Origin of the sequence: Enterobacter cloacae (assembly GCF_011078175.1) — a bacterium.
Lineage (GTDB): Bacteria > Pseudomonadota > Gammaproteobacteria > Enterobacterales > Enterobacteriaceae > Enterobacter > Enterobacter cloacae_Q.
In genome coordinates, this window is sequence record NZ_JAALCJ010000001.1 from 84,888 (window position 1) to 108,394 (window position 23,507).

At 54.5% G+C, this 23,507-nt stretch carries 24 protein-coding genes; 13 read left to right on the forward strand and 11 right to left on the reverse strand.

The annotated features are described in order from the left end of the window. Nucleotides 1-12 precede the first annotated feature (12 nt). The 6 genes from G6Q29_RS00415 to G6Q29_RS00440 form a co-directional block, all read right to left on the reverse strand. Entirely contained in the window at nt 13-756 is a 744-nt protein-coding gene (locus tag G6Q29_RS00415; protein WP_165464087.1) for a DeoR/GlpR family DNA-binding transcription regulator, read from the reverse strand. 458 nt (nt 757-1,214) lie between these two features. After that, nucleotides 1,215-1,493, reverse strand: coding sequence for a biofilm development regulator YmgB/AriR family protein (locus G6Q29_RS00420; RefSeq protein WP_017384011.1), 279 nt, complete (start codon nt 1,491-1,493; stop codon nt 1,215-1,217). 23 nt (nt 1,494-1,516) lie between these two features. Continuing rightward, a complete protein-coding gene (locus G6Q29_RS00425; RefSeq protein WP_165464088.1) occupies nt 1,517-1,816 on the reverse strand; it encodes a hypothetical protein in 300 nt (99 codons plus the stop codon). Between the two features lie 117 nt (nt 1,817-1,933). Beyond that, on the reverse strand, nt 1,934-2,173 hold the full coding sequence (ycgZ, locus tag G6Q29_RS00430) for a regulatory protein YcgZ (protein WP_006810581.1): 240 nt from the start codon (nt 2,171-2,173) through the stop codon (nt 1,934-1,936). A gap of 190 nt (nt 2,174-2,363) precedes the next feature. Then, nucleotides 2,364-2,636, reverse strand: a complete 273-nt coding sequence (locus tag G6Q29_RS00435; RefSeq protein ID WP_165464089.1) for a DUF883 family protein — start codon at nt 2,634-2,636, stop codon at nt 2,364-2,366. Between the two features lie 185 nt (nt 2,637-2,821). Further along, entirely contained in the window at nt 2,822-3,427 is a 606-nt protein-coding gene (locus G6Q29_RS00440) for a transporter (RefSeq protein WP_165464090.1), read from the reverse strand. A 579-nt stretch (nt 3,428-4,006) separates the two neighbouring features. On the opposite strand from G6Q29_RS00440, the gene G6Q29_RS00445 reads away from it, so the two are divergent. The 4 genes from G6Q29_RS00445 to G6Q29_RS00460 all read left to right on the forward strand — a co-directional run bounded on the left by G6Q29_RS00445 (nt 4,007) and on the right by G6Q29_RS00460 (nt 8,156). Then, nucleotides 4,007-4,246: a hypothetical protein gene (locus G6Q29_RS00445; protein ID WP_165464091.1), complete on the forward strand. Its 240-nt coding sequence runs from the start codon at nt 4,007-4,009 to the stop codon at nt 4,244-4,246. A 632-nt stretch (nt 4,247-4,878) separates the two neighbouring features. After that, nucleotides 4,879-5,154, forward strand: coding sequence for a metal/formaldehyde-sensitive transcriptional repressor (locus G6Q29_RS00450; RefSeq protein ID WP_003857256.1), 276 nt, complete (start codon nt 4,879-4,881; stop codon nt 5,152-5,154). 32 nt (nt 5,155-5,186) lie between these two features. Then, the gene (locus tag G6Q29_RS00455) at nt 5,187-6,305 is read left to right on the forward strand and encodes an S-(hydroxymethyl)glutathione dehydrogenase/class III alcohol dehydrogenase (protein ID WP_017693450.1); all 1,119 of its coding nucleotides are present in this window, start codon (nt 5,187-5,189) and stop codon (nt 6,303-6,305) included. Nucleotides 6,306-6,464: 159 nt separating this feature from the next. After that, the gene (locus G6Q29_RS00460; protein ID WP_165464092.1) at nt 6,465-8,156 is read left to right on the forward strand and encodes a methyl-accepting chemotaxis protein; all 1,692 of its coding nucleotides are present in this window, start codon (nt 6,465-6,467) and stop codon (nt 8,154-8,156) included. Nucleotides 8,157-8,197: 41 nt separating this feature from the next. Here G6Q29_RS00460 and G6Q29_RS00465 read toward each other — a convergent pair whose 3' ends face one another. Further along, nucleotides 8,198-9,121, reverse strand: coding sequence for a LysR substrate-binding domain-containing protein (locus tag G6Q29_RS00465; protein WP_165464093.1), 924 nt, complete (start codon nt 9,119-9,121; stop codon nt 8,198-8,200). Nucleotides 9,122-9,348: 227 nt separating this feature from the next. Here G6Q29_RS00465 and hglS point away from each other — a divergent pair, with 227 nt between their 5' ends. Further along, nucleotides 9,349-10,692, forward strand: coding sequence for a 2-oxoadipate dioxygenase/decarboxylase HglS (hglS, locus tag G6Q29_RS00470; protein ID WP_165464094.1), 1,344 nt, complete (start codon nt 9,349-9,351; stop codon nt 10,690-10,692). Between the two features lie 42 nt (nt 10,693-10,734). Continuing rightward, nucleotides 10,735-12,240, forward strand: a complete 1,506-nt coding sequence (locus G6Q29_RS00475; RefSeq protein WP_165464095.1) for a carboxylesterase/lipase family protein — start codon at nt 10,735-10,737, stop codon at nt 12,238-12,240. Here G6Q29_RS00475 and G6Q29_RS00480 read toward each other — a convergent pair. After that, entirely contained in the window at nt 12,227-13,069 is an 843-nt protein-coding gene (locus G6Q29_RS00480) for a LysR family transcriptional regulator (protein ID WP_165464096.1), read from the reverse strand. The two genes, G6Q29_RS00475 and G6Q29_RS00480, sit on opposite strands and share 14 nt — an antisense overlap. Before the next feature lie 113 nt (nt 13,070-13,182). On the opposite strand from G6Q29_RS00480, the gene G6Q29_RS00485 reads away from it, so the two are divergent. Together G6Q29_RS00485 and G6Q29_RS00490 are read left to right on the forward strand one after the other, a co-directional pair. Then, a complete protein-coding gene (locus tag G6Q29_RS00485) occupies nt 13,183-14,352 on the forward strand; it encodes a pyridoxal phosphate-dependent aminotransferase (RefSeq protein WP_165464097.1) in 1,170 nt (389 codons plus the stop codon). A 10-nt stretch (nt 14,353-14,362) separates the two neighbouring features. After that, nucleotides 14,363-15,136, forward strand: coding sequence for an ABC transporter substrate-binding protein (locus G6Q29_RS00490; RefSeq protein ID WP_165464098.1), 774 nt, complete (start codon nt 14,363-14,365; stop codon nt 15,134-15,136). Between the two features lie 54 nt (nt 15,137-15,190). Here the strand turns inward: G6Q29_RS00490 and G6Q29_RS00495 are convergent, their stop codons facing one another. Then, complete coding sequence (locus G6Q29_RS00495; protein WP_165464099.1) at nt 15,191-15,463, reverse strand: hypothetical protein; 273 nt, start codon at nt 15,461-15,463, stop codon at nt 15,191-15,193. Between the two features lie 30 nt (nt 15,464-15,493). Between G6Q29_RS00495 and G6Q29_RS00500 the strand changes: the two genes are divergently transcribed. Both G6Q29_RS00500 and rimL read left to right on the forward strand, forming a co-directional pair. Further along, a complete protein-coding gene (locus G6Q29_RS00500; RefSeq protein ID WP_165464100.1) occupies nt 15,494-17,149 on the forward strand; it encodes a glucan biosynthesis protein D in 1,656 nt (551 codons plus the stop codon). A gap of 90 nt (nt 17,150-17,239) precedes the next feature. Continuing rightward, nucleotides 17,240-17,779, forward strand: a complete 540-nt coding sequence (rimL, locus tag G6Q29_RS00505) for a 50S ribosomal protein L7/L12-serine acetyltransferase (protein ID WP_165464101.1) — start codon at nt 17,240-17,242, stop codon at nt 17,777-17,779. Here rimL and ydcK read toward each other — a convergent pair. Continuing rightward, the gene (gene ydcK / locus G6Q29_RS00510; RefSeq protein ID WP_165464102.1) at nt 17,774-18,754 is read right to left on the reverse strand and encodes a YdcK family protein; all 981 of its coding nucleotides are present in this window, start codon (nt 18,752-18,754) and stop codon (nt 17,774-17,776) included. The genes rimL and ydcK overlap by 6 nt on opposite strands. A gap of 121 nt (nt 18,755-18,875) precedes the next feature. On the opposite strand from ydcK, the gene tehA reads away from it, so the two are divergent. Together tehA and tehB are read left to right on the forward strand one after the other, a co-directional pair. Then, nucleotides 18,876-19,871 carry a dicarboxylate transporter/tellurite-resistance protein TehA gene (gene tehA / locus G6Q29_RS00515; protein ID WP_165464103.1) on the forward strand — a complete coding sequence of 332 codons (996 nt, stop codon included), beginning with the start codon at nt 18,876-18,878 and terminating at the stop codon, nt 19,869-19,871. After that, nucleotides 19,871-20,464 (forward strand): tellurite resistance methyltransferase TehB, encoded by a 594-nt coding sequence (gene tehB, locus G6Q29_RS00520; RefSeq protein WP_165464104.1) that lies wholly within the window; start codon nt 19,871-19,873, stop codon nt 20,462-20,464. The genes tehA and tehB overlap by 1 nt, the downstream gene beginning before the upstream one ends. On the opposite strand, the gene pepT is transcribed toward tehB, so the two are convergent. After that, the gene (gene pepT, locus G6Q29_RS00525; protein WP_165464105.1) at nt 20,461-21,690 is read right to left on the reverse strand and encodes a peptidase T; all 1,230 of its coding nucleotides are present in this window, start codon (nt 21,688-21,690) and stop codon (nt 20,461-20,463) included. The two genes, tehB and pepT, sit on opposite strands and share 4 nt — an antisense overlap. A gap of 111 nt (nt 21,691-21,801) precedes the next feature. Between pepT and G6Q29_RS00530 the strand changes: the two genes are divergently transcribed. Then, nucleotides 21,802-23,397 carry an ABC transporter substrate-binding protein gene (locus tag G6Q29_RS00530; RefSeq protein WP_165464106.1) on the forward strand — a complete coding sequence of 532 codons (1,596 nt, stop codon included), beginning with the start codon at nt 21,802-21,804 and terminating at the stop codon, nt 23,395-23,397. Nucleotides 23,398-23,507 lie beyond the last annotated feature (110 nt).

The window sequence follows — 23,507 nt, forward strand, 5'->3', positions numbered from 1 at the left end:
ACCTTCTCCACGTTAATGCGCGCAAACGGTAACCTGCAAGGCGCTATGGTCCCCAAGCTCTGCCCAGGGACGATCTAAAAACAGTTGATGAATCCCGGATAACCCTGACACCAGATACGGTTCGCACTGGTTGAGTTTCAGATGGTCGGCGACGACCCAGTGCGCCTGGCTTGCGGCCAGCATGGCACGCTTCACCTCGGCATCCGCCTCCTGACTGGCGCTCAATCCGAGCCCGGCATGGATGGCGCATGCGCCAAGGATGGCAATATCCGCCCGGTAGCGAGAGAGCAGGGAAAGGGTGGCGCTTCCGGCAAACAGGCGCTGTTTCTGATCCCACTTTCCACCGAGTAGGATCAGGTCAATATCTTCCCGATCGCTAACCTGCTGGGCGATATCAAGAGAAGGGGTGATGATGGTCAGCGGCCCCTGAAGGTAAGAGGCAACGGCCAGCAGTGTGCTTCCGGCGTCCAGAAACAGCGTCGAGCCCGCAGGCACGCATTGCGCAACCTGTTTACCCAGCCGCTGCTTAATTTCAGGGAGCAAGCTATTCCTGCTTACACGGGTCATCGTCAAGAGATTCAGTGCGATGGCGCCGCCATGGTTTTTTTGTGCCAGTCCTTGTTTTTCCAGGTCGGTCAGATCGCGACGGATGGTGTCTGCCGAAACCTGCAATCGCTCTGCCAGCTCGGTAATGCTGGCCTGGCCTTGTTCAGTAATGATATCAAGCACATATTTCTGTCTGGCGGTTTTATGCATGGGGCCGTATCCTGCAAAATGTCGCAATAACTCGCAGTTTACAGCATTTTGCAGGAAAGTGAATTGGGACAGGAGAGAGATATGAATTATCAACAGTGTAGTAAGGTGATTATTGCTAACGCATTAATCAGTCATCGAGTACATGTATGTATCTTTTAGGTATGTTGTTATCGCTTTGTTTTACTTAGAAAAGTGGGCTTAAGCTGCCAGAAAATGAGCTTTGACCGGAATCTATAATTAATTTAATGATGATGGCATTTTTAAAGCGATACAGGTATACAGCGACAGTGAGGGGTTAAGCGCTTCCCGGGATATTATCTTTCCCGAGCGGTTAATGAAGAAGGGTTGGACCGGATGGTACGGTTATTTAGTTAACAGCCTCACTGTGCTGGTGGGCGCAGAGTTAACTTTACGCCCACCAGCGAAAAACAATGACTCACCGTTGAATTAATGATTGCTCAGATATCATCGCGAGTAAAACCGACAACAATTTCAAGCGTGTTTCGAATGACATCGCAGGCTTCGGGCTCCTCGGTAATTTCGAGGGCGTGAATCAGTTGCAGGATAATCTCTTTATTTGAGAGATTGTCACCGGTCAGCATAATACAGCGGATTGCCGAGCCCAACACTTCAACCTCACCACTGAGATGCTTTCCGGCATTAAGAAAATGTTCCGCCAGTTCTTTATCGTGCAGGGCTTCAAAATTATACGTCTGCTGCATAATCGCTTTACTCATGGTGGTCACCGTTTCGGTTAAAATTAGTGTTTCTTGTCTGGAGCCAGAATCGTGTTTTTCGTGAAGAGAGCGCGCATTCGACCAATATCATAATCGCCTATCACTCTTCCCCGGTCGTGCGATACGCCGGTAACACGCTGGCGTACTTCATCTTCTGCGGCAATCAATGCATTTTTACGTTCATCATTTGATTCAACATTCGCCATCGCGCGCAGGCGGTTAGCAAGAGACGCAAAGGTAATGGGTCCGTTCTCTTTCAATATGGATAAAACGGCCTCACCGATAAGGTCATCCTTAAGTCGTTCAAATTTAGTTCTATGCATAGCTTCAATCTCACTCTGCTACACACGGCAGGCTGTAGCATGGGGTTAGTCATCGCTTCCAGGATCTCAATTCTCACTCAGCATGACTAACTTAGTAAGTAAAAAACAGTGTTCAGGTTAACGCTCGAAGAAGAGGGCTATCAGGCCGTTATAGTGCGCTTTCTCGGCATCAGACGTTGATTCTTCAATTCTGCGCAGCAGCTTTGTACAAATTGTCATTCTGCTCAGTTGTACATTCTCTTTGATGATCTCGCTGACAATGGCACCAAGGGTTTCTTGCTGTGTAGGAACGTTATCCTTGTTAAAATACAAGGTGATAGCGCTTTCAGCTGTAGAGGGAGCATGGTTACGACGCATAATATTCCACCGTTAACAAACAATTTTGTAACATCACTGGCAGTGAATTTATACCATCAGGTCAAATCTGTACACCAAAATTGTACAAGTTTTTCGTACAGATCGGGCTTTTGTCATAAGAACTATCAGAATTAGGGGGGGAGGGAGTGGATTATAAAGGGAGGAAGAGAAGGCCCCGAAGGGCCTGAAATTATTTACGGCCCAGCAGTAATCCAAGAACGATACCTACCGCACCCGCTGCGATTAATCCCGTTAACGGGTTGTTTCTCACGGCTTCAGTAACATCCGAGACGGCATCGCTGGCCTGGGCAGCATATTTTTTCGCTGCACCTTTTACCTGGTGTTTAGGGGAGTCAACGAATTCACCAAACTGCTGCTGAGCAGAGCCGGATAATTCATCAAGTTTGTTTTTGGCTTTATCGCCAGCGTATTGTGCATTTTTATCAGTGTCGAGATCAGACATTCCAGCCTCCTTTTGTTGATAGTCTAAGGATAGACGCTGATTGCAGAAGTGAGAGTGGATTCGATGAAATCGGCATCCAGGAACCCATTTTTAGGATATGTCTTTCTGGCATGACCCCCTGACGTTCGAAGGATGTCGTTGATAAATATTTCCCTCGCCGTCTTTCTCTACACAGTGCAAAGAGATTATTTCACACGTGCGTTAGCCCGAGATGTAACGTAATACCCGAGTGACGCGGCCAGGCACAGCATATAGCCGAACGATTCCGAACCTTCCTCCACGGCGTTTTTCACGACACGCATATAGCCATGCTCAAGGATGGCGTGCCACAGTACCTGCATCCCAAAGAGGCGGGAGAAAACCAGTATAGCCAGCAGGCCGCTCAACAGAATGCCGTACCAGGGTGATTGCGTATATTTTGCCAGCTGTTCCAGTGTCGCGCGAAAATGCATAACGGGGCGAATTAACGCCAGCAGAGCGGTAATCAGCGCGAACCACACCCAACTCCCATGAGAAATGAGATCAAAAAGCGCGTCCAGTTCACGAATTAGCATTGTCAGGAAAAATCCGCCCACCAGAATATTACAGTAACGCATGGATTCGTCCATTTTCGCCAGACGAAAATGGAGAAAGACGATAGTCGCTAATACCGTTTCCTGCATAATTTCAGTCAGTGATAATTCCGGAATATCATGACCGACAAACCGCATATCAACCCAGAGACAAAGTACGATAAGTGCGCAAGCGGCCGCCGCGCCAACGAAGAATAAAAAGTTCTTGAGTACAATCATTAACACCACCATATTGTTTGTAGCGAGTATGTTAGGTGACGAGAATGTTATTTCTGTTCACATTGTGCCATATAAGTGCGGATTTTTAACATTTCGAGCTAAACAGGGTTGGTAGAGAGAGGATTAAACCGTAAACAGGGTCTTCGCCAACGCCAGGAGGGGCGTTGAGAGTAAACCCCGCCCGCCAGTTATACAACTTCACCTCCTCACCTTAGCGCTCGTTTAAGCAGAACGAATAAACGCGATACAACACTTCCATATCTTTATACTCTGGCTGGCGAAAAAACAGCGGCTAAGCCAGCACCTTGTGCCAGCATATAGAGAAGTGTTAAATGCGCGAAGGCCCATCATACCGAGGCACTAGCGTTTCAGCGTTGTGCGCAATTCTTAGAGAGGTTCATCTGAATTTTTAATTCATTGATATCGTATTTATATGATCCACCAATACACTAAAGGAATTATAAATACTATCAATAGCAATATTGCGTTCTTTACTTTTTCACTAACATTTGATGGCAGGCCTTTTATACTAACGTACATGATCGCTTCAAAATAAGCCAGTACATTGAAATACAAGCAATGAAAAACAAAGGCATTAGTGTTTTTGATATGCCTTCGGAAAACAATAACGTTAATGCTAATCCTGTCATCATGCCAACCATTGTTGAAGCATACGCTTTCCCTGCTTTGACAACAGGGAAAATAATGAATGTATATATATTTTTATTAAGTTTTTTTGCGGGATTTTTCTTGCCGATAAATCGAAGCGCCAGAGATGTAATCGATGTTGCTATTACAAGCATCGCTGCAAGAGAATGAGGGGCCATATGTTCCGCAACGATCGTGCTTATCTCCTTAGTGTATTTATCGCTAACAAAATTGAAAGGTATTAATACGAAAACACTAAGAATGCAGAAAAATAAACTATCTTTGAATAATGCACACAGACTGCATTTTAAGAAAATGTTCATTAAAAGTCCTCACTAAAATTTTTTATTTACAAAACACCTGGCATTAAAAAATATAAAATTTCGCAGATTATTTTATTCCAAGTTTCATTCTTATCATACCTACAGTCTTTAGTGGGGAAGGGGATTTAGATGTATGCAAAAGCATTTTGAAAATGCGCTCCGACGGAAGTTATTGCAACATTGCTTTCACGGATTGTGACATAGTTGAGTTCAGATGGTCGGGGCAACAAAAGATACACACTTTAAATTATATGATGTCAGCGCACGGAACGATGACGCCGTTCCTGAAATTGAAGACTGACTCTAATAAAGCAGGAAAGAGACACTCACAAGCGTGATTTTTCGGGGCAGTAACAGGTCCCTTTATGCCCTATAGCATCTTATGAGTTTCCATGGCTCTCCAGAACCCACGGAAAACATAATGTTTACATTAACCACGCACCAGCGATACAATACCCCCCTATAGTATAAGGAGGGCGTATGCCGCATTCACCCGAAGATAAAAAACGTATTCTTACCCGCGTCCGCCGCATTCGGGGCCAGGTTGATGCCCTTGAGCGCGCCCTGGAATCGGGCGATCCCTGTCTCGCCATTTTGCAGCAAATCGCCGCCGTGCGCGGCGCTGCCAATGGCCTGATGGGGGAAATGGTTGAAATTCACCTCAAAGATGAGCTGGTGACGGGGGAGACCACCCCGGATCAGCGAGCAGTACGGATGGCGGAAGTCGGCCATTTACTGCGCTCTTATCTAAAATAAACCCACACACCTCACAACAAGGGAAAAACATCATGAAATCTCGCGCAGCTGTCGCGTTCGGCCCAGGCCAGCCGCTGAAAATCGTTGAAATAGATGTTGCTCCGCCAAAAAAAGGCGAAGTGCTGATCAAAATTACCCACACCGGCGTCTGCCATACTGATGCATTTACCTTATCAGGTGACGATCCGGAAGGCGTGTTTCCGGCAGTGCTCGGCCACGAAGGGGGCGGCGTGGTGGTCGAAGTGGGTGAAGGCGTTACCAGCCTGAAGCCCGGCGACCATGTGATCCCGCTCTACACCGCAGAGTGCGGCGAGTGTAAGTTCTGCAAATCCGGTAAAACCAACCTCTGTCAGGCCGTGCGTGCCACGCAGGGCAAAGGTCTTATGCCGGACGGCACCACCCGTTTCTCCTATAACGGTGAACCCATTTATCACTATATGGGTACCAGCACCTTCAGCGAATACACGGTGTGCGCTGAGATCTCACTGGCGAAGGTTAATCCGCAGGCTCCACTGGATAAAGTCTGTCTGCTCGGCTGCGGTGTCACCACCGGTATCGGCGCGGTGCATAACACGGCGAAAGTGAAAGAGGGTGACACCGTGGCGGTGTTCGGCCTGGGCGGGATCGGTCTGGCGGTTATCCAGGGCGCGGTACAGGCGAAAGCCGGTCGTATCATTGCTGTGGATACCAATCCGGAGAAATTTAAGCTCGCAGGTGAGATGGGTGCGACCGATTTCATCAACCCGAAAGACTATGACAAACCGGTTCAGGACGTGATCGTTGAGCTGACCGACGGCGGCGTGGACTTTAGCTTCGAATGTATCGGCAACGTCAACGTGATGCGTTCAGCGCTGGAGTGCTGCCATAAGGGCTGGGGCGAGAGCATCATTATTGGTGTGGCTGGCGCGGGTCAGGAGATCAAAACCCGTCCGTTCCAGCTGGTAACAGGCCGCGTATGGCGCGGGTCGGCATTTGGCGGCGTAAAAGGCCGTACTCAGCTGCCGGGCATGGTTGAAGACGCAATGGTCGGCAAAATTCAACTCGACCCGTTCATTACGCACCGCCTGCCGCTGGAGCAGATCAACGAAGCTTTCGATTTGATGCACGAAGGAAAATCCATTCGTACCGTTATCCATTTCGGCGACAACTGATTCTTCTGCCAGCGGTTTTTACCGCTGGCATTTCTTCCCTGATATTTTCTAAAGTGTGACCTGTCCGGCGCTTTTAGGCATAATCAAATTCCCCGCCGTGCCGATGACTCATTTACAGGCGTGTTTTTACGCATCTTACCTATAAGAGAGTCGACGGTCATGGACAACACAACATCGATGCAGGCGCAGCATAAGCTGGGCTTCTTGCATCACATCCGGCTGGTTCCGCTGTTTTCCTCCATTCTCGGTGGCATTATTCTCCTGTTTGCATTGAGCTCGGGTCTGGCAGGGTATTTCCTGCTTCAGGCCGATACCGATCAGCAGGATGTCACGGCAGAAATCCAGGTGCGCACCGGTCTGTCAAACAGTTCCAACCATTTACGCACTGCCCGTATCAACATGATCCACGCGGGGGCGGCAAGCCGTATCGCGGAGATGGAGGCGATGAAGCAAAACATCGCTGAAGCTGAGACCCGCATCAGGCAGTCGCAGGATGGGTTTGCCGCCTATATGAAGCGCACCGTTCGCACCCCGGCTGATGAAGCGCTGGATGGCGATCTGAAAGCCCGCTACGACGCCTACATCGCCGGTATGCAGCCGATGCTGAAATATGCCAAAAACGGCATGTTTGAAGCCATTATTAACCACGAAAATGAGACCGCGCGTCCGCTGGACGATGCCTATAACGCGGTGCTGCTGAAGGCGATAAAAATCCGTACCGAACGCGCCAATGCGCTGACGGCGCAGGCGCATACCCGAACCCGGCTGGGGCTGATGTTCATGTTCGGCGCGTTTGGCCTGGCGCTGGCGCTGGCAGCGATCACCTTTGTGGTGCTTCGCCGCACGGTGATTAACCCGCTACAGCGCGCCGCAACGCGTATCGAAAATATCGCAAAAGGCGATCTGACCATGTCGGACGAACCCACCGGACGCAGCGAAATTGGCCGCCTGACGCGCGACCTGCAAACCATGCAGCACGCGCTGGTGACCACCGTGGGCACCGTGCGACAGGGGGCGGAGGAGATCTACCGTGGAACCAGCGAGATCTCCGCGGGTAACACCGATCTCTCTTCCCGTACCGAACAGCAGGCGGCGGCAATCGAGCAGACGGCGGCCAGCATGGAACAGCTCACCGCCACGGTGAAGCAGAACGCCGATAATGCGCATCATGCGAGTAAGCTCGCAGAAGATGCCTCCGGTAAGGCAAGCCGCGGGGGGGAGATGGTCTCTGGCGTGGTGAAAACCATGGGGAATATTTCTACCAGTTCGAAGAAGATCTCCGAAATTACCGCCGTGATTAACAGCATCGCGTTCCAGACCAATATTCTGGCGCTTAACGCGGCGGTTGAGGCGGCGCGTGCGGGGGAACAGGGGCGCGGCTTTGCGGTTGTGGCGAGCGAAGTGCGCACGCTGGCAAGCCGCAGCGCGAACGCGGCGAAAGAGATTGAAGGCCTGATAAACGAATCGGTGTCGCTTATCGATCAGGGCTCCGGGGAAGTGGTTGCCGCGGGTAATACCATGAATGAGATCGTCGAGGCGGTTAAGCGCGTCACCGATATCATGCTGGAGATTGCGGCAGCGTCCGATGAGCAGAGCCGCGGCATTGTTCAGGTGAGCCAGGCGATCTCCGAGATGGATAAGGTGACGCAGCAAAATGCCTCGCTGGTGGAAGAAGCTTCTGCGGCGGCGGCCTCGCTGGAAGAGCAGGGCGCTCGTCTGACGGAAGCCGTTGGCGCGTTTCGTCTCAGCGGGGCGCGCGCAGGACGGACTACAGCCGCTGCAACCGCAGCGAAACCTGCGCCTTTAACCCCGGCGACGGCCGTTTCAGGTGATAACTGGGAAACGTTCTGAGTAGGACAGACCCGCCCTCGCGGCGGGTTCTGCGTTTAGGATCAGAGAGGCATTGATTTACGAATGGCGCTTAACAGCGTTTGGGCGCCTTCAGAGAGCGGGGCATCTACCCGCGTCAGGATCCCAATGGGTTCTCCCGCGCCGGGTGATGTTACCGGCAGCGCCGTAAGCACGCCGCGTCGCAGATCGTCCTTCACCGCGCCGGATGGCACAAACCACACGTAGTCATAGTCCACCGTAAGCTGGCGAGAAAGCGACGCTGAAAGCGTTTCAATACACCCTGAAGGCAGCGTGCAGCCCTGCATGTGCAGTAAAGCTTCCGCATTCTGACGCGGCACGGTTCCTTTCGGTGAAACGACAACCGGCCACTCCATCACGCGGCTCAGGGTCACGGTATCCTGCAACAGGGGATGATTCGGACGCACGACCAGCTTCAGAGATTCCAGGAACAACAGTTCGTAGTTAAGGCCGCTCATCAGTTCCGGATCGGACATCCGCCCAATGCCCAGATCCAGCTCCCCTGACTTCAGGCCTGCCAGCAGCATGGTGTTATTCATGGTCGCGACCTGAAGCGTGGCGTGTTTTTGCTGGCGGTGGAACTGGCCGATAGCCGCAGGCAATATGCCCAGTGCCGCCGTCGGCAGCGCACCCACGCGCACGATGTCGCTGGCAGACTCCTCTTTACGGTTTAACGCCTGACCGGCGGTATTGAGGGCATCGAGAACTTTCACGGCGTGCGTCAGGAACTGTTCACCCACGAGAGTAAGCTGAGCGCCCAGACGGCCGCGATCGAAAAGGCGGGTTCCGGTAAGCTGTTCCAGTTCGTTCAGCGTTTTGGAGAGTGCAGGCTGACTGAGGTTAAGAGTTTCAGCCGCTCGCCCCAGCGTTCCCTGTTGAGCGACGGCCACAAAAGTATGCAAATGGCGCAAGCGTATGCGCTGACTGAACAGACCATTTTTTTCCATAGGCGATGTTAAAAACAGAGCGACGCGGGTGACAAGTTAAGATGTTTGAATTTGATAACCTGATAGCAAAATATTATTAACATTTGATCTGTTTGAGTTACAACTGTTTTTGGAAAACGCCCACGCTTTGATCACTCGTCTGCCTGGATCACACTTCGTAAATTCTTCCCAACGAAAGGAACGGGCTTCTCTACACTCCAGGTAGTATTCACTGGAGGCATGACATCATGGCGAACACCATCACGGCTGATGATATTCGGGAACACTTTTCGCAGGCTATGTCGGCGATGTACCAGCAGGAAGTTCCGCAGTACGGCACCTTGCTGGAACTGGTGGCGGACGTTAACCTGGCGGTTCTGGAAAATAACCCACTTTTACATGAACAACTGGCAAACGCAGACGAACTGGCGCGCCTGAACGTTGAACGTCACGGTGCGATCCGCGTTGGCACCGCGCAGGAGCTTTCCACCCTGCGCCGGATCTTCGCCATTATGGGCATGTACCCGGTTAGCTACTACGATCTCTCCCAGGCGGGTGTTCCCGTCCACTCGACGGCGTTTCGTCCGACAGACGATGCGGCGCTCTGCCGTAATCCGTTTCGCATTTTTACTTCGCTGCTGCGGCTGGAGCTGATTGAAAACGTTGCGCTGCGCGAAAGGGCGGCGGAGATCCTCTCCCGGCGCAACATCTTTACCCCGCGCTGCCTGGAACTGATCGACCTGCACGATGCGCAGGGACACTTTACCGGGGCACAGGCGCGCGAATTTGTGCAGGAAGCCTTAGAAACTTTTCGCTGGCATCGCCATGCGACGGTCGATCAGGAAACCTATCTGGCGTTGAGTAACGAACATCGCCTGATTGCCGACGTGGTCTGTTTCCCGGGGTGCCATATCAACCATCTCACGCCGCGCACGCTGGATATCGACCGGGTGCAGGAACTGATGCCGAAGTACGGCATCGAGCCGAAAATTCTGATTGAAGGCCCGCCGCGCCGCGAGGTGCCGATCCTCCTGCGCCAGACCAGCTTTAAGGCGCTGGAGGAGCCGGTGCTTTTCGCGGGAGAACACAAGGGCACCCATACCGCGCGTTTCGGTGAGATTGAGCAGCGCGGCGTGGCGCTTACGCCGAAAGGGCGCGAGCTGTACGACAGCCTGTTAAACCAGGCCGGGACCGGCAAAGACAACCTGACCCACCAGCTTCACCTGCGCGAGATCTTCAGCGCCTTCCCGGACAGTGAAATGTTCCTGCGCCGTCAGGGGCTGGCCTATTTCCGCTACCGTCTTACCCCGACAGGTGAGGCGCATCGCCACGCGTTTCGTCCCGGTGACGATCCGCAGCCGCTGATCGAACGCGGCTGGGTGGTGGCACAGCCCATCACCTACGAGGATTTTCTGCCCGTCAGCGCGGCGGGGATCTTCCAGTCGAATCTCGGCAATGAAACGCAGGCGCGCAGCCATGGCAATGCCAGCCGTAATGCTTTTGAAGCCGCGCTCGGCTGCACGGTTTACGACGAGTTTTCACTTTACGAGGAGGCGGAAGCGCGCAGCAAACAGCGTTGCGGTTTGCTCTGAAACCGTTACTCTGCAAGGGTGTGATGGAAAAAGAAGGTTGGTATGGAAAATCCCTCTGCTCCTGTGGTTGAAACGCGCCAGGGCGCACTGATTGGTTTAACTCAAGACGATACCCACGTGTGGTGCGGCATTCCCTATGCGGCACCGCCTGTAGGTCCGTGGCGCTGGCGTTCACCGCGTCCTCCCGCGCGCTGGAACGGCGTGCGTCCGGCGACGGCATTCTCCGCCTCCAGCTGGCAGAGCAGCGAAAGCTGTCAGGCGCTGGGCGGCGGCGATCCCGGCCAGTTCTCTGAAGACTGCCTGTACCTTAACGTCTGGTCGCCAGTGGCTCGCGCCGATCCGCTTCCGGTGATGGTCTGGCTGCACGGCGGAGGATTTACCCTGGGCGCTGGCGGGCTGCCTCCGTATAACGGCAGGGCGCTGGCGAAGCGCGGTACGGTGGTGGTGACGATCAATTATCGTCTAGGACACCTCGGCTTTTTTGCCCATCCGGCGCTGGAGGGAGAAGAAGAGCGCGTGGTACATAACTTTGCGCTGCTCGATCAGATCCAGGCCCTGGAATGGGTGCGCGATAACATTGCCGCGTTCGGCGGGGATCCTGAGAATATCACCGTATTTGGCGAGTCGGCCGGTGCGCGCAGCGTGCTGTCGCTGATGACCTCCCCGCTTGCCGGAGGACTGTTCCATAAAGCCATTGTGCAAAGCGGGTACACGCTTCCCGACACCCCGCGCGAGCTGGCCATGCATAAAGGCGAAGCGATTGCCGCCCATTTCGGCCTGCACAATGCCACCGCGGAACAGCTTCGCGCGATCCCGCCTGAGGCGTTCTGGCCGCTGACCTCGCCGCTGAATATCGCCCCTGCGCCCATCGTGGGCGACTGCGTCCTGCCTGAAGCCGTGCTCGACGTCTTCTTCGCAGCCCGTCAGCATCCTGTACCGGTAATGATTGGGTCGAACAGCGACGAAGCCAGCGTGATGTCGGTGTTCGGGGTCGATCTTGCCGGGCAGATCCAGAAGCTCCGCCGGGAGCGGCGCTTTGGCCTGGGGCTGATAAAGCTGCTTTATCCGGGCGTGAAGGGCGATGAGGAACTTGGCAGGCAGGTATGCCGAGACATGGCCTTTACCACCATGGGATACGTAGTGATGCAGGCGCAGCAGCGGGTGGGCGGCCTGTGCTGGCGATACTGGTTTGATTATGTGGCCGAAGCGGAGCACGCGACGTACATCAACGGCGCCTGGCACGGTAACGAAGTGCCCTACGTGTTCGATACCCTTGGTCAGGTGGAACCCTCGCGCCAGTACGTGAACGAACGCGATCTGGCCTTCGCCGCTCAGGTGGCAGACTACTGGGTGAGCTTCGCCAGGGATGCGGGGGCACGCGATAGCCTGGCAGGGCCCATGCGCTGGCCCGCCTGTCGGAAAGGGCGGGACGTGTTGTTACGTATTGGTGTGAATAAACATGCAGGTTTTCGGCTTGAAAACCGCTTCATGCGTGCACGCATGAGCCTCTTCAAACGGGTGATGAAACACCACGTCAGCCTCGACTGAGCAGACAGGCGCGAAACGCATCCAGCCCGTTCTCCGGGCCGGGTGCGTCGCGTAATACCAGCCGGTAGCTCGCCCCCGTCCTTATGCTCGTATCATAAGGCCGCATCAGCCGTCCGGCGCGCACGTCCTCTTCGACCAGCGTTTCATCCACGATGGCGATGCCCAGCCCTTGAATGGCGGCGGTAATGGCCAGATCCATGGTTTCGAAGTGTTGATTTTTGAGCATAGCTGGCGGCGGACCCGGCTGTTTCGCCAGCCACAGCGTCCAGTCCGTTTTGTCCCGCGTGGGGTGAAGGAAGGTAAGTGTTTCCAGCGCAGACCCGATCCGCAGCGGGCTCATTACCGGCGTTAAGGCCTCTTCGAACAGCAGATCGCCGGCGCTGATGTGTGTTCCAAACACAATCGCCGCGTCATAGGATTCGGTTTTGAAATTGACGTAGTGATCGGTAGTAGTGGTCAGCGCAACCTGGAGTTCCGGCTGTTCACGCTCCACCTGTAACAGACGCGGCACCAGCCAGCGCATCGCGCAGGTAGGCGCTTTAAGACGAATTACGGTCTGGTGCGTTCGCGCCTGTTCAGCAACATTCAGCAGGTGCTCAAACGCAGCTTGCAGCTCCGGCAGCAGGGCGCTTCCCTGTGAGGAGAGACGCAGGCCGCGCGCATGGCGCTCGAACAGCGGGAAGCCGAACCAGCTTTCCAGCGAGGCGATTTTGCGGCTTACCGCTCCCTGCGTCAGACAAAGCTCCTTCGCGGCATGGGTAAGATTCAGGTAACGCGCGGTCACGATAAACGTCTCTACGGCATTAAGCGGAAATGAACGACGCGACATATCTCACCTTAGCTATGCGTTTTTTTCATGGCTATTATGACAACAATTCGATTGTACCGGCAATGGCGTTGTTGTTTGAATAGTTATGCATACGCCACGAGAAGGGACAGAGGATGACTTTGAAAACGCCGGTGCAGACCCGCTCCAAATTGCCCGATGTAGGAACCACCATTTTTACCGTTATCGGCCAGCTTTCAGCCCGGCATAACGCCATCAACCTTTCTCAGGGTGCGCCGAATTTTTCCTGCGACCCAAAGCTTATCTCCGGGGTGACCCGCGCCATGGAGGCAGGGCATAACCAGTACGCCTCCATGACCGGGCTGCAACCGCTCAGGGAGCGCATCGCGGACAAAATTGCCACGCTCTATGGCACACGCTATGACCCGGCGAGTGAGGTGCTGGTGACCGCCAGCGCCAGCGAAGGCCTTTACTCAGCCATCAGCGGGCTGGTTCATCCTGGCGATGAGGTGATCTATTTCGAGCCCTCCTTTGACAGCTATGCGCCGATTGTCCGTCTGCAAGGGGCGACGCCGATTGCTATTAAGCTGACGGTACCGGATTTTGCCGTGAACTGGGATGAAGTCCGGGCGGCCATTACCCCGCGCACGCGGATGATCATCGTCAATACGCCGCACAACCCGAGCGGACAGGTGTTTTCAGCCGCCGATCTGCACCAGCTGGCAGCGCTGACGCGCCACACCGACATCATCATTTTGTCTGACGAAGTGTACGAACACGTTGTTTTTGATGGCGAACCGCACCACGGGATGGCGACGCACCCGCAGCTGGCGGAGCGCAGCGTGATAATTTCTTCCTTCGGAAAAACCTATCACGTGACCGGCTGGCGCGTGGGTTATTGTGTGGCGCCTGTGGAGCTGATGGATGAAATATGTAAGGTCCATCAATTTTTGATGTTCTCTGCCGATACGCCAATGCAGTATGCGTTTGCAGAACACATGACCGATCCGCAGACCTGGCTGTCGCTGGCGGCGTTTTATCAGCGCAAGCGCGATCTGCTGCAAAGTTTGCTCGCCGACTCACCGTTCAGGCTGCTTCCGAGTGCCGGTTCGTTCTTCCTGCTGGCGGATTACAGCGGCTTTAGCGACGAGCGCGACAGCGAGATGGTGAAAAGGCTGATTGTCGAATGCGGGGTTGCCACCATTCCGCTGTCGGCGTTTTATGCCGATGGCACGGATAATAAACTGATTCGTCTCTCTTTTGCGAAAGATGAGGCGACGTTGCGGGCAGGTGCACAAGCCCTGTGTCGGATTAAACCACGTTAAGGAATTTGAGATGAAATTACGCGCGTTAGCTGTCGGCATGGGACTGCTGTGTTCATTCTCGTCGTTTGCCGCTACCGAGTTGCGATACGGGCTGGAAGCGGAATATCCGCCGTTTGAAAGCCGCAATGCGTCAGGAGAGCTGGTAGGGTTTGACGTAGAGCTGGGAAATGCCATCTGTAAAGCCGCCGCGCTGAAGTGCAGCTGGGTAGAAACCTCGTTTGATGCGCTGATCCCCGGTCTGGTGGCGAAGAAGTTCGACGCCATAAACTCGGCGATGAACATCACCGAACAGCGTCGCAAGAGCATTGATTTTACTCAGCCCATCTACCGCATTCCCTCCCAGCTGGTGGGCAAAGCCGGTTCTGCGGTAGAGGCTACCCCCGAGGGGCTGAAGGGAAAAACCATCGGCGTTCTTCAGGGTTCAATTCAGGAAACTTACGCCAAAGAGCACTGGGAAAAGCACGGTGTCACCGTGGTGTCTTATAAAGATCAGAATATGGCCTGGGGGGATCTGTTAAATGGCCGCATTGATGCCTCGCTGGTCATGTCAGCGGCCGGGCAGGCAGGTTTCCTCAGCAAGCCGCAGGGTAGAGGGTTTGGCTTTATCGGCAAACCGGTGTCAGACGACACTATCCTCGGCAGTGGGATCGGCTTCGGGCTGCGTAAGGGGGATGAGGCCACTAAAAAGCAGCTTGATGCCGCAATTGATAAAGTACGTGCCGACGGCACGATCGCTAAACTGGCTGATAAGTACTTCCCGGGTATCGATGTCAGCGTAAAATAACCGCCTCGTTAGTCCCGGCTGTTGATGTCCAGCCGGGACTCTTTTAAATACGCTTCACCCTTCAGGCTGCCTCTGCGTTGAGTACGTCTGTTCACCCCAGTCACTTACTTGAGTAAGCTGCCGGGGATCCTCAGACTTGCCGCCTTGATCCAGCATGAAAAATTTCGTGTATTTACTGTTTTTTACACCACTTTCAGGCCGTTCTGGTCGACAGAAAATATTTCTCGGTTTGTTCATATATTCACCCGCCAACAATTGGATTCTTAACCGTTTTTGTTTAGGCTGTGCGTTCTTTCTTGCCGTCATTTCGCTGCGGGCGAAACGCATTCACACGACCATAAGGACGTTTTCTCAGGCATGAATCGCAGACGTTTTCTCAAAGGTTCCCTGGCAATGGCTGCCCTTAGCGGCACTTCTGGCCTTGCTTCTCTGTTTTCCCAGGCGGCGTATGCTGCTGACTCCGACATTGCCGACGGTCAGAGCCGTCGCTTTGACTTCTCTGTTCTGCAATCCATGGCGCACGATCTGGCGAAAACCCCGTGGGGCGGTGCGCCGCGTCCGCTGCCGGAAACGCTGGCCACCATGACGCCGCAGGCGTACAACGCCATCCGGTACGATGAGAAGCAGTCGCTGTGGAATAACATTGAAGGCCGTCAGCTGGACGCCCAGTTCTTCCATATGGGGATGGGATTCCGCCGCCGCGTGCGCATGTTCTCGCTGGATAAAACCACCTCTCAGGCGCGTGAAATTCACTTTCGGCCTGAACTGTTCAGCTACGGCGATACGGGCGTGGATACCAAACAGCTTGAAGGACAGAGCGACCTCGGCTTCGCCGGATTCCGCGTCTTTAAAGCGCCGGAGCTGGCGCGGCGCGATATCGTTTCGTTCCTGGGCGCGAGCTACTTCCGGGCGGTGGATGATACCTACCAGTACGGCCTTTCCGCACGTGGTCTGGCGGTGGATACCTTTACCGACACCCCGGAAGAGTTCCCGGATTTCACCTCCTTCTGGTTTGAAACCGTTAAGCCCGGTGATACCACCTTTACTGTCTATGCGCTGCTGGACAGCCCGAGCATTACCGGTGCCTATAAGTTTGTGATCCACTGCGAGAAGAGCCAGGTGATCATGGATGTCGAAAACCATCTCTATGCGCGCAAAGACATCAAGCAGCTCGGCATCTCGCCAATGACCAGCATGTTTAGCTGCGGTAACAACGAACGCCGCATGTGTGACACTATTCATCCGCAGATCCACGATTCAGACCGCCTGGCGATGTGGCGCGGTAACGGGGAGTGGATCTGCCGGCCGCTGAACAACCCGCAAAAGCTGCAATTTAACGCCTACCTGGATAAAAACCCGAAAGGCTTCGGGTTGTTGCAGCTTGATCGTGACTTCTCCCATTACCAGGACGTCATGGGCTGGTATAACAAGCGACCAAGCCTGTGGGTCGAGCCGCGCAACAACTGGGGGAAAGGTTCCATTGCCCTGATGGAGATCCCGACCACCGGCGAGACGCTCGATAACGTGGTCTGCTTCTGGCAGCCGGAGAAACCGGTGCAGGCGGGGGATGAGCTGGACTTCAAATACCGTCTCTACTGGAGCGCGCAGCCACCGGTGCGTTCCCCGCTGGCAAACGTCTACGCCACCCGTACCGGTATGGGCGGCTTCCCGGAGGGCTGGGCGCCGGGTGAAAACTACCCGAAAGTGTGGGCCCGTCGCTTTGCCATTGACTTCGTCGGAGGCGATCTGAAGGCCGCCGCACCGAAGGGCATTGAGCCGGTGATCACCCTGTCCAGCGGTGAAGCGAAGCAGGTGGAGATCCTCTACGTTGAGCCGTTCGACGGGTATCGCATTCTGTTTGACTGGTATCCAACCTCTGACTCCACCGAGCCGGTTGATATGCGCCTGTTCCTGCGCTGTCAGGGCGATGCCATCAGCGAGACCTGGCTGTACCAGTACTTCCCGCCCGCGCCGGACAAACGTAACTACGTTGACGACCGGATTATGCGTTAGTCCTTTTGGGATTGTGCCGGGTGGCGCTAACGCTTACCCGGCCTAAATAAGGCGTCCAGTGTGGGCGCCACCCGGCTATTAAGAGGCACCATGTCTTCAGAAATTATCCCCGTTAACCAGGAAATCGAGCTTCGCGCCGTCGAAGATCGCTATACCCCCGATCTGCACAACCTCGTTATTAAAAACAAAACCTGGCTGCAAACCACCTTCGACTGGGCGCAGCATGTCGGCAGCGAAGAGGACACGCGCCGTAACGTGCAGAGCAACCAGATGTTGCACCAGCGCGGTTACGCCAAAATGTTCCTGATTTTCATGAATGACGAGCTGGTGGGCGTGCTGTCCTTCAACGCGATCGAGCCTGCGAATAAGGCCGGTTACATTGGCTACTGGCTCGACGAAGCGCATCAGGGGCAGGGCATACTCTCTGCGGCGATCCAGGCGTTTATGCGCTATTACGTTGAGCGCGGCGAGATACGCCGCTTCGTGATCAAGTGTCGCGTGGATAACCAGAGCAGTAACCGGGTGGCGCAGCGCAACGGTTTCACGCTGGAAGGGTGTTTGCGGGAAGCGGAAATGCTCAACGGTCGTTACGATGACGTGAACCTCTACGCCAGAATCTTCCCACTATAGCGCCCCCAGCAGCGGGGTTCGTGTGATCCGGGTGTTGCCGTTGATCGCTTTGGCGCCCCGGACGTGAATACTTTCACCTTCCAGCGCCTCGATAACCGCATCGTCCGTTATTTCCACCTGATGCTCAATCAGCACATCGCCATGAATACGTGCGCGCCCCTGAATAACCACCTTGTCATCAATCAGGATCGGCCCGCCGCGTAACCACGCCTCGCCGCCTATCAACACGTGGTGTTTGATTACGCAGTTGCCTTCGACGAGAGCGTTTTCAGCAACCTGTGAACTGTACCGAAGGGTCGGGATGGCATCTTCCTCCAAACCGGCCAGCAGGCGGGCGTTCCCGTAAACTTTGGCGCAATCGCACACCCAGACGTTATTAAGCGCGTTGCCCTCAAGAATCGCGCGATCGAACACCTCGGCACGGTGCTCGACAAAGGCCCAGGTCACCATGGCATCGCCGTAGATTTGCGCCTGATGCACAATACGCGACTGGCTGACCGTGGCTCTGTCATAAATTTGCAGGATCTGCTCACGGTCGGGTGTCAGCCCTTTGGCTGCAATTACCATGCTGTTATGCAGCACCCGCGCATCACCGGCGATACGGCACTCCCCGCGCACGGTGGAATGTTGTATCGTGACGTTGTCACTTATTATCGCCCCGTGGCTTACCTCTGCCGCGTCAAGCCAGCTGTTGCCGCCAACGTGGGCGCGGTGGCTTACGATGCAGGGTTGGGTGAGGCGGGCGTTACCGGATATCCTGGCCCCGGCAAACATCACGCTGTTTTCATCGTAAACCCAGCAATCCCCGTCCTGGGCGAGCGCGTATTCATCCTCAACCCAACCGCCTTTTGTCCCGCTGGCCACATCGTTAAAATCCTTCACGGCAATGACTTGTCTGAGGGAGGCGGTGCACGGCGTTGTTCCGTCCTGCCAGCGCCAGAGACGCGTTTCAGTGCTAAGCCGATATTTTATCATCGTGATATTCCTGAAATGCCTTTCATTAAACGTAGCAAACTTTTGGTTTTCCGAAGTGCTGGCGTCCGCTCAGGAAACCCCTTAAAATAGCATTTAAAATACATTTTAAACTTTAAACAAAATGCATAACCAAAACCAACGCGTTCTTAACTTGCCCGCCGGGTATTTTGGTATGGTCCTCGGGACCATAGGCATGGGGTTCGCCTGGCGTTACGCCGGTACCATCTGGCCGGTGACGCGCTGGCCGGGCGAGATCCTGGTGGCGCTTGCGGTGGCGATCTGGTTCCTTCTGAGCGTGGCGTTTCTTACCCGTGCGGTACGGTTTCCACATAGCGTGCTGGCCGAGATGCGGCATCCGGTAATGAGCAGTTTTGTCAGCCTGTTTCCTGCCACAACGCTGCTGGTGGCGATCGGCTTTGTGCCGTGGTACCGCCCGGTTGCGCTGGGGTTGTTTAGCGTGGGCGTGGTGATGCAGCTTGCATATGCCGCCTGGCAAAGCGCCGGGCTGTGGCGCGGCAAGCATCCGGAAGAGGCCACGACGCCGGGACTGTATCTGCCGACGGTAGCGAACAATTTTATCAGCGCGATGGCCTGCGGTGCGCTGGGTTTCCACGACGCGGGGCTGGTGTTCCTTGGTGCCGGCGTCTTTTCCTGGCTGAGCCTCGAGCCGGTCATTTTGCAGCGTCTGCGCAGCGCGGGTGAACTACCCGCTGCACTTCGTACCTCGCTCGGGATCCAGCTAGCGCCTGCCCTGGTGGCCTGTAGCGCCTGGTTTAGCGTCAACGGCGGGGAAGCGGACACCTTCGCCAAAATGCTTTTCGGCTATGGCCTGCTGCAACTCCTGTTTATGCTGCGTCTGATGCCGTGGTATCTGTCTCAGCCGTTCAACGCGTCTTTCTGGAGCTTCTCGTTCGGGGTGTCGGCGCTGGCGACCACCGGTTTACATCTTGGGCAGAGCAGTCCGTCAGGGTTTTTCCATGCCCTCGCGATTCCCCTGTTTATTTTCACCAACGTCATCATCGCGATGCTGCTGGTCCGTACTTTTATCTTGCTGATGCAGGGCAAACTTCTGGTGCGCGCTGATAAGGCACTGCTTATGCAATCTGAGGAAAAATAATGACTGTCGATGAAAACTACTTTACTGAGAAATATGGTCTGACCCGCACGCACTCAGAAGTGCTGCTCAGCACGGACAGCGTGAAGCCGGGAAAAACGCTCGATCTCGGTTGCGGAAATGGCCGTAACAGCCTCTACCTCGCCGCCAACGGCTATGACGTGACGGCGTGGGATAAAAACCCGATGAGCATCGATAACATCGAGCGCATTAAGGCGGCGGAAGGGATCGCGAATCTGCAAACGGCGATTAAGGATCTGAACAACCTGACCTTTGACGGCGAATACGACTTTATTCTTTCCACCGTCGTGTTGATGTTCCTCGAAGCGAAAACCATCCCTGGTCTTATCGCCAATATGCAGCGTTGCACCACACCAGGCGGCTATAACCTGATCGTTGCCGCCATGGATACGGAGGATTATCCGTGCACCGTTGGCTTCCCGTTTGCCTTCAAAACCGGTGAACTGAGCAAGTACTACGAAGGCTGGGAACTGATCAAGTACAACGAAGAGGTAGGGGAACTCCACCGTACCGATGCCAACGGAAACCGTATTAAGCTGCGCTTCGCTACCATGCTCGCACGCAAGCCCGCTTAACGCGCGGCCAGCAGACAGAGTTGCAGGGCAGTGCGACAGGAGGCCTCGAACGACGACAGCGGTAAAAACTCAAACTTCGAGTGGAAGTTATGGGCGCCGGTGAAGAAGTTCGGGGTGAGCAAGCCTTTGGCTGACAGGGCCGCCCCGTCCGTGCCACCGCGCATGGGGATCGGTTTTGGGGTGATGCCGAGCGATTCCATCGCCTCGAACATCAGGTCGATCGCGCGGCGGTCTTCGCCAATCGCATTGCTGATATTGCTGTAGGTATCCTCAATGCGATATTCCACGTTTGCCGTGGGATGCTGCGCGGCTATTTGCGCCGCCACATCGGCAATTTGCTGCTTGCGGGCGGCGAAACTGCCTTTGTCAAAATCACGAATATTGGCCTTCAGTATCGCTTCGTTCTGCCCGGCCTGGATGCCGTTAAACCAGATATAACCCTCGCGCCCCTCGGTGCATTCCGGTGTTTGCTGGCGATCGAAATGGCTGATGAAATCTGTTGCCATCAGCAGCGGGTTGACCAGCACCCCTTTGGCGGACATCGGGTGAGCCGTGACGCCGGTAAAGCGAATTTCAGCCGCCGCCGCGTTAAAGTTCTCGTATACAATTTCCCCCAGCTCGCAGCAGTCGATGGTCCAGGCAAAATCGACGTCGAAGCGCTTCAAATCCAGCGCTTTCGCGCCACACAGGCCGATCTCTTCGTCGGGCACAAACGCCACCACAATATCGCCATGTTTGTGCTCAGCGGTGAGGTTTTCCAGCACCGTCATGACCACGGTGACGGCCGCTTTATTATCTGCGCCTAATACGCTGGTTCCGTCGCTGAAAATAATCTCTTCATCAGGATAAGCCAGAATTTCCGGGTGCTCTTTGACGCGTAGCCAGATCCCTTTCTCTTTATTCAGACAGAGATCATCCCCCGTGAAGGTTAATATTTGTGGATGAATATCCGGGGATAAACCAACGTCGACGGTGTCGATATGGGTAATAAAACCAATACGCGGCGCGCCGGGAACATTGCCTTTTTTCACGGCGGTCACGGTGGCGAACTCATCAATCACAATATCGTCTAACCCCAGCGTTTTCAGCTCTTTAGCCAGCTCCCTCGCCATGTCGTGCTGGCCCGGGGTGGAGGGCAGGGTTTTGACCTTCGGGTCGCTCTGGCTGGTGATGGCGAGATAGCGGAAAAAGCGTTGGGTTAATTGTCTGGAGAGTTCTGAGCCCATAGTGTTTCCTTCTGTATTTATTTTTCATGTGTTTGCGCCATCACTTTAATGTTATTTATGGAACGGCAAAAGAAGTAATTAGCCGTCGAATTAAAAAGACAGGAATTAATGATGAAAAGCACATTCACAATGATAACGCTGGCGCTTGCTGCGCTGACGGTCAGTTCCACCGTCGCGGCAAAAACGCTGGTGTATTGCTCCGAAGGATCGCCGGAAAACTTCAATCCCCAGCTCTACACGTCGGGAACCAGCGTGGACGCCAGCGCCGTACCGGTTTATAACCGTCTGGTCGATTTCAAACCGGGCACTACCGAACTGGTGCCGAGCCTGGCGGAAAGCTGGGAGGTAAGCGAAGATGGCAAGGTCTACACCTTTCACCTGCGCAAAGGGGTGAAATTCCACAGTAATAAGCTGTTCACGCCGACGCGCGACTTCAATGCGGATGACGTGATTTTCTCGTTTATGCGCCAGAAGGATGTGAATCATCCTTATCATAACGTCTCCAACGGCAGTTATTCCAACTTTGAAAGTCTGGAGTTCGGCAGCCTGATTACCGCCATTGATAAAGTTGACGATCGCACCGTGCGCTTCACCCTGGCACACCCGGAAGCGCCGTTTGTTGCTGACCTGGCGTGGTACTTTGCCTCCATCCTGTCGGCGGAATATGCCGATGCCATGCTGAAAGCAGGTACACCGGAAAAGGTCGATATGCAGCCGATCGGCACCGGGCCGTTTAAGCTCGCACAGTATCAAAAGGATTCCCGAATACTCTTTACCGCCTTCCCGGACTACTGGCAGGGGAAATCGAAGCTGGATCGTCTGGTGTTCACTATCACGCCGGACGCCTCGGTGCGCTTTGCCAAAGTCGAGAAGAATGAGTGCCAGGTGATGCCGTTCCCGAACCCGGCGGACCTGCCGCGTATGAAGGCGAATAAAGACATCAACCTGATGAGCAAGGCCGGTCTGAATACCGGTTTCCTGGCGTTTAACACGCAAAAGCCGCCGCTGGATAATGTAAAAGTGCGCCAGGCGCTGGCGATGGCAATTAACAAACCGGCCATCATTGAGGCGGTCTTCCACGGCACCGGCACGGCGGCGAAAAACCTGCTGCCGCCTGGCGTCTGGAGTGCCGACAGCGAGCTGAAAGACTACGATTACGATCCGGGAAAAGCGAAAGCATTGTTAAACGAGGCGGGATTCGCCAACGGCGTAAGCATCGATCTGTGGGCTATGCCCGTGCAACGGCCGTATAACCCAAACGCAAAGCGTATGGCAGAGATGATCCAGGCGGACTGGGCGAAAGTTGGCGTGCAGACCAAAATCGTGACCTACGAATGGGGCGAATACCTGAAGCGCGTGAAGGGCGGGGAGCATCAGGCCGCGCTGATGGGCTGGACAACGGCGACAGGCGATCCGGATAATTTCTTCGGACCGCTGTTTACCTGTACCTCCGCCAACGGCGGGTCCAACTCGGCGAAATGGTGTTATAAGCCGTTTGATAACCTGATTACTGAAGCAAAATCGATAACCGATCGCGAAAAACGCGTGGTGCTGTACAGGCAGGCGCAGCAGATGATGCACGATCAAATGCCGGCGGTAATGATTGCCCACTCGACCATTTTTGAGCCAGTCCGTAAAGAGGTCACGGGCTATGAAATCGATCCCTTCGGCAAACACCTCTTCTGGCAGGTGGACCTGAAAGAGTAATTTTTCACTGCCCGGTTCCGTCCGGGCAGTTTTTTCGCTATTTGTGCTGTCATCGTCATTTTTTGCCACAACAGATCCCCCCATTTTTTGTTATAACTTCAAGTGCATAC

What these genes read in the sequence shown, in the direction of transcription:
- G6Q29_RS00465 (WP_165464093.1), bottom strand. Translation starts at nt 9,121, where the DNA reads ATGGAAAAAAATGGTCTGTTCAGTCAGCGCATACGCTTGCGCCATTTG.
- pepT (WP_165464105.1), bottom strand. Translation starts at nt 21,690, where the DNA reads ATGGGCTCAGAACTCTCCAGACAATTAACCCAACGCTTTTTCCGCTAT.
- rimL (WP_165464101.1), top strand. Translation starts at nt 17,240, where the DNA reads ATGTCTTCAGAAATTATCCCCGTTAACCAGGAAATCGAGCTTCGCGCC.
- tehB (WP_165464104.1), top strand. Translation starts at nt 19,871, where the DNA reads ATGACTGTCGATGAAAACTACTTTACTGAGAAATATGGTCTGACCCGC.
- G6Q29_RS00490 (WP_165464098.1), top strand. Translation starts at nt 14,363, where the DNA reads ATGAAATTACGCGCGTTAGCTGTCGGCATGGGACTGCTGTGTTCATTC.
- G6Q29_RS00415 (WP_165464087.1), bottom strand. Translation starts at nt 756, where the DNA reads ATGCATAAAACCGCCAGACAGAAATATGTGCTTGATATCATTACTGAA.
- G6Q29_RS00425 (WP_165464088.1), bottom strand. Translation starts at nt 1,816, where the DNA reads ATGCATAGAACTAAATTTGAACGACTTAAGGATGACCTTATCGGTGAG.
- G6Q29_RS00475 (WP_165464095.1), top strand. Translation starts at nt 10,735, where the DNA reads ATGGAAAATCCCTCTGCTCCTGTGGTTGAAACGCGCCAGGGCGCACTG.
- ydcK (WP_165464102.1), bottom strand. Translation starts at nt 18,754, where the DNA reads ATGATAAAATATCGGCTTAGCACTGAAACGCGTCTCTGGCGCTGGCAG.
- hglS (WP_165464094.1), top strand. Translation starts at nt 9,349, where the DNA reads ATGGCGAACACCATCACGGCTGATGATATTCGGGAACACTTTTCGCAG.
- G6Q29_RS00455 (WP_017693450.1), top strand. Translation starts at nt 5,187, where the DNA reads ATGAAATCTCGCGCAGCTGTCGCGTTCGGCCCAGGCCAGCCGCTGAAA.
- G6Q29_RS00445 (WP_165464091.1), top strand. Translation starts at nt 4,007, where the DNA reads ATGAAAAACAAAGGCATTAGTGTTTTTGATATGCCTTCGGAAAACAAT.
- G6Q29_RS00460 (WP_165464092.1), top strand. Translation starts at nt 6,465, where the DNA reads ATGGACAACACAACATCGATGCAGGCGCAGCATAAGCTGGGCTTCTTG.
- G6Q29_RS00420 (WP_017384011.1), bottom strand. Translation starts at nt 1,493, where the DNA reads ATGAGTAAAGCGATTATGCAGCAGACGTATAATTTTGAAGCCCTGCAC.
- G6Q29_RS00480 (WP_165464096.1), bottom strand. Translation starts at nt 13,069, where the DNA reads ATGTCGCGTCGTTCATTTCCGCTTAATGCCGTAGAGACGTTTATCGTG.
- G6Q29_RS00485 (WP_165464097.1), top strand. Translation starts at nt 13,183, where the DNA reads ATGACTTTGAAAACGCCGGTGCAGACCCGCTCCAAATTGCCCGATGTA.
- tehA (WP_165464103.1), top strand. Translation starts at nt 18,876, where the DNA reads ATGCATAACCAAAACCAACGCGTTCTTAACTTGCCCGCCGGGTATTTT.
- G6Q29_RS00450 (WP_003857256.1), top strand. Translation starts at nt 4,879, where the DNA reads ATGCCGCATTCACCCGAAGATAAAAAACGTATTCTTACCCGCGTCCGC.
- G6Q29_RS00495 (WP_165464099.1), bottom strand. Translation starts at nt 15,463, where the DNA reads ATGCGTTTCGCCCGCAGCGAAATGACGGCAAGAAAGAACGCACAGCCT.
- G6Q29_RS00530 (WP_165464106.1), top strand. Translation starts at nt 21,802, where the DNA reads ATGAAAAGCACATTCACAATGATAACGCTGGCGCTTGCTGCGCTGACG.
- G6Q29_RS00435 (WP_165464089.1), bottom strand. Translation starts at nt 2,636, where the DNA reads ATGTCTGATCTCGACACTGATAAAAATGCACAATACGCTGGCGATAAA.
- G6Q29_RS00500 (WP_165464100.1), top strand. Translation starts at nt 15,494, where the DNA reads ATGAATCGCAGACGTTTTCTCAAAGGTTCCCTGGCAATGGCTGCCCTT.
- ycgZ (WP_006810581.1), bottom strand. Translation starts at nt 2,173, where the DNA reads ATGCGTCGTAACCATGCTCCCTCTACAGCTGAAAGCGCTATCACCTTG.
- G6Q29_RS00440 (WP_165464090.1), bottom strand. Translation starts at nt 3,427, where the DNA reads ATGATTGTACTCAAGAACTTTTTATTCTTCGTTGGCGCGGCGGCCGCT.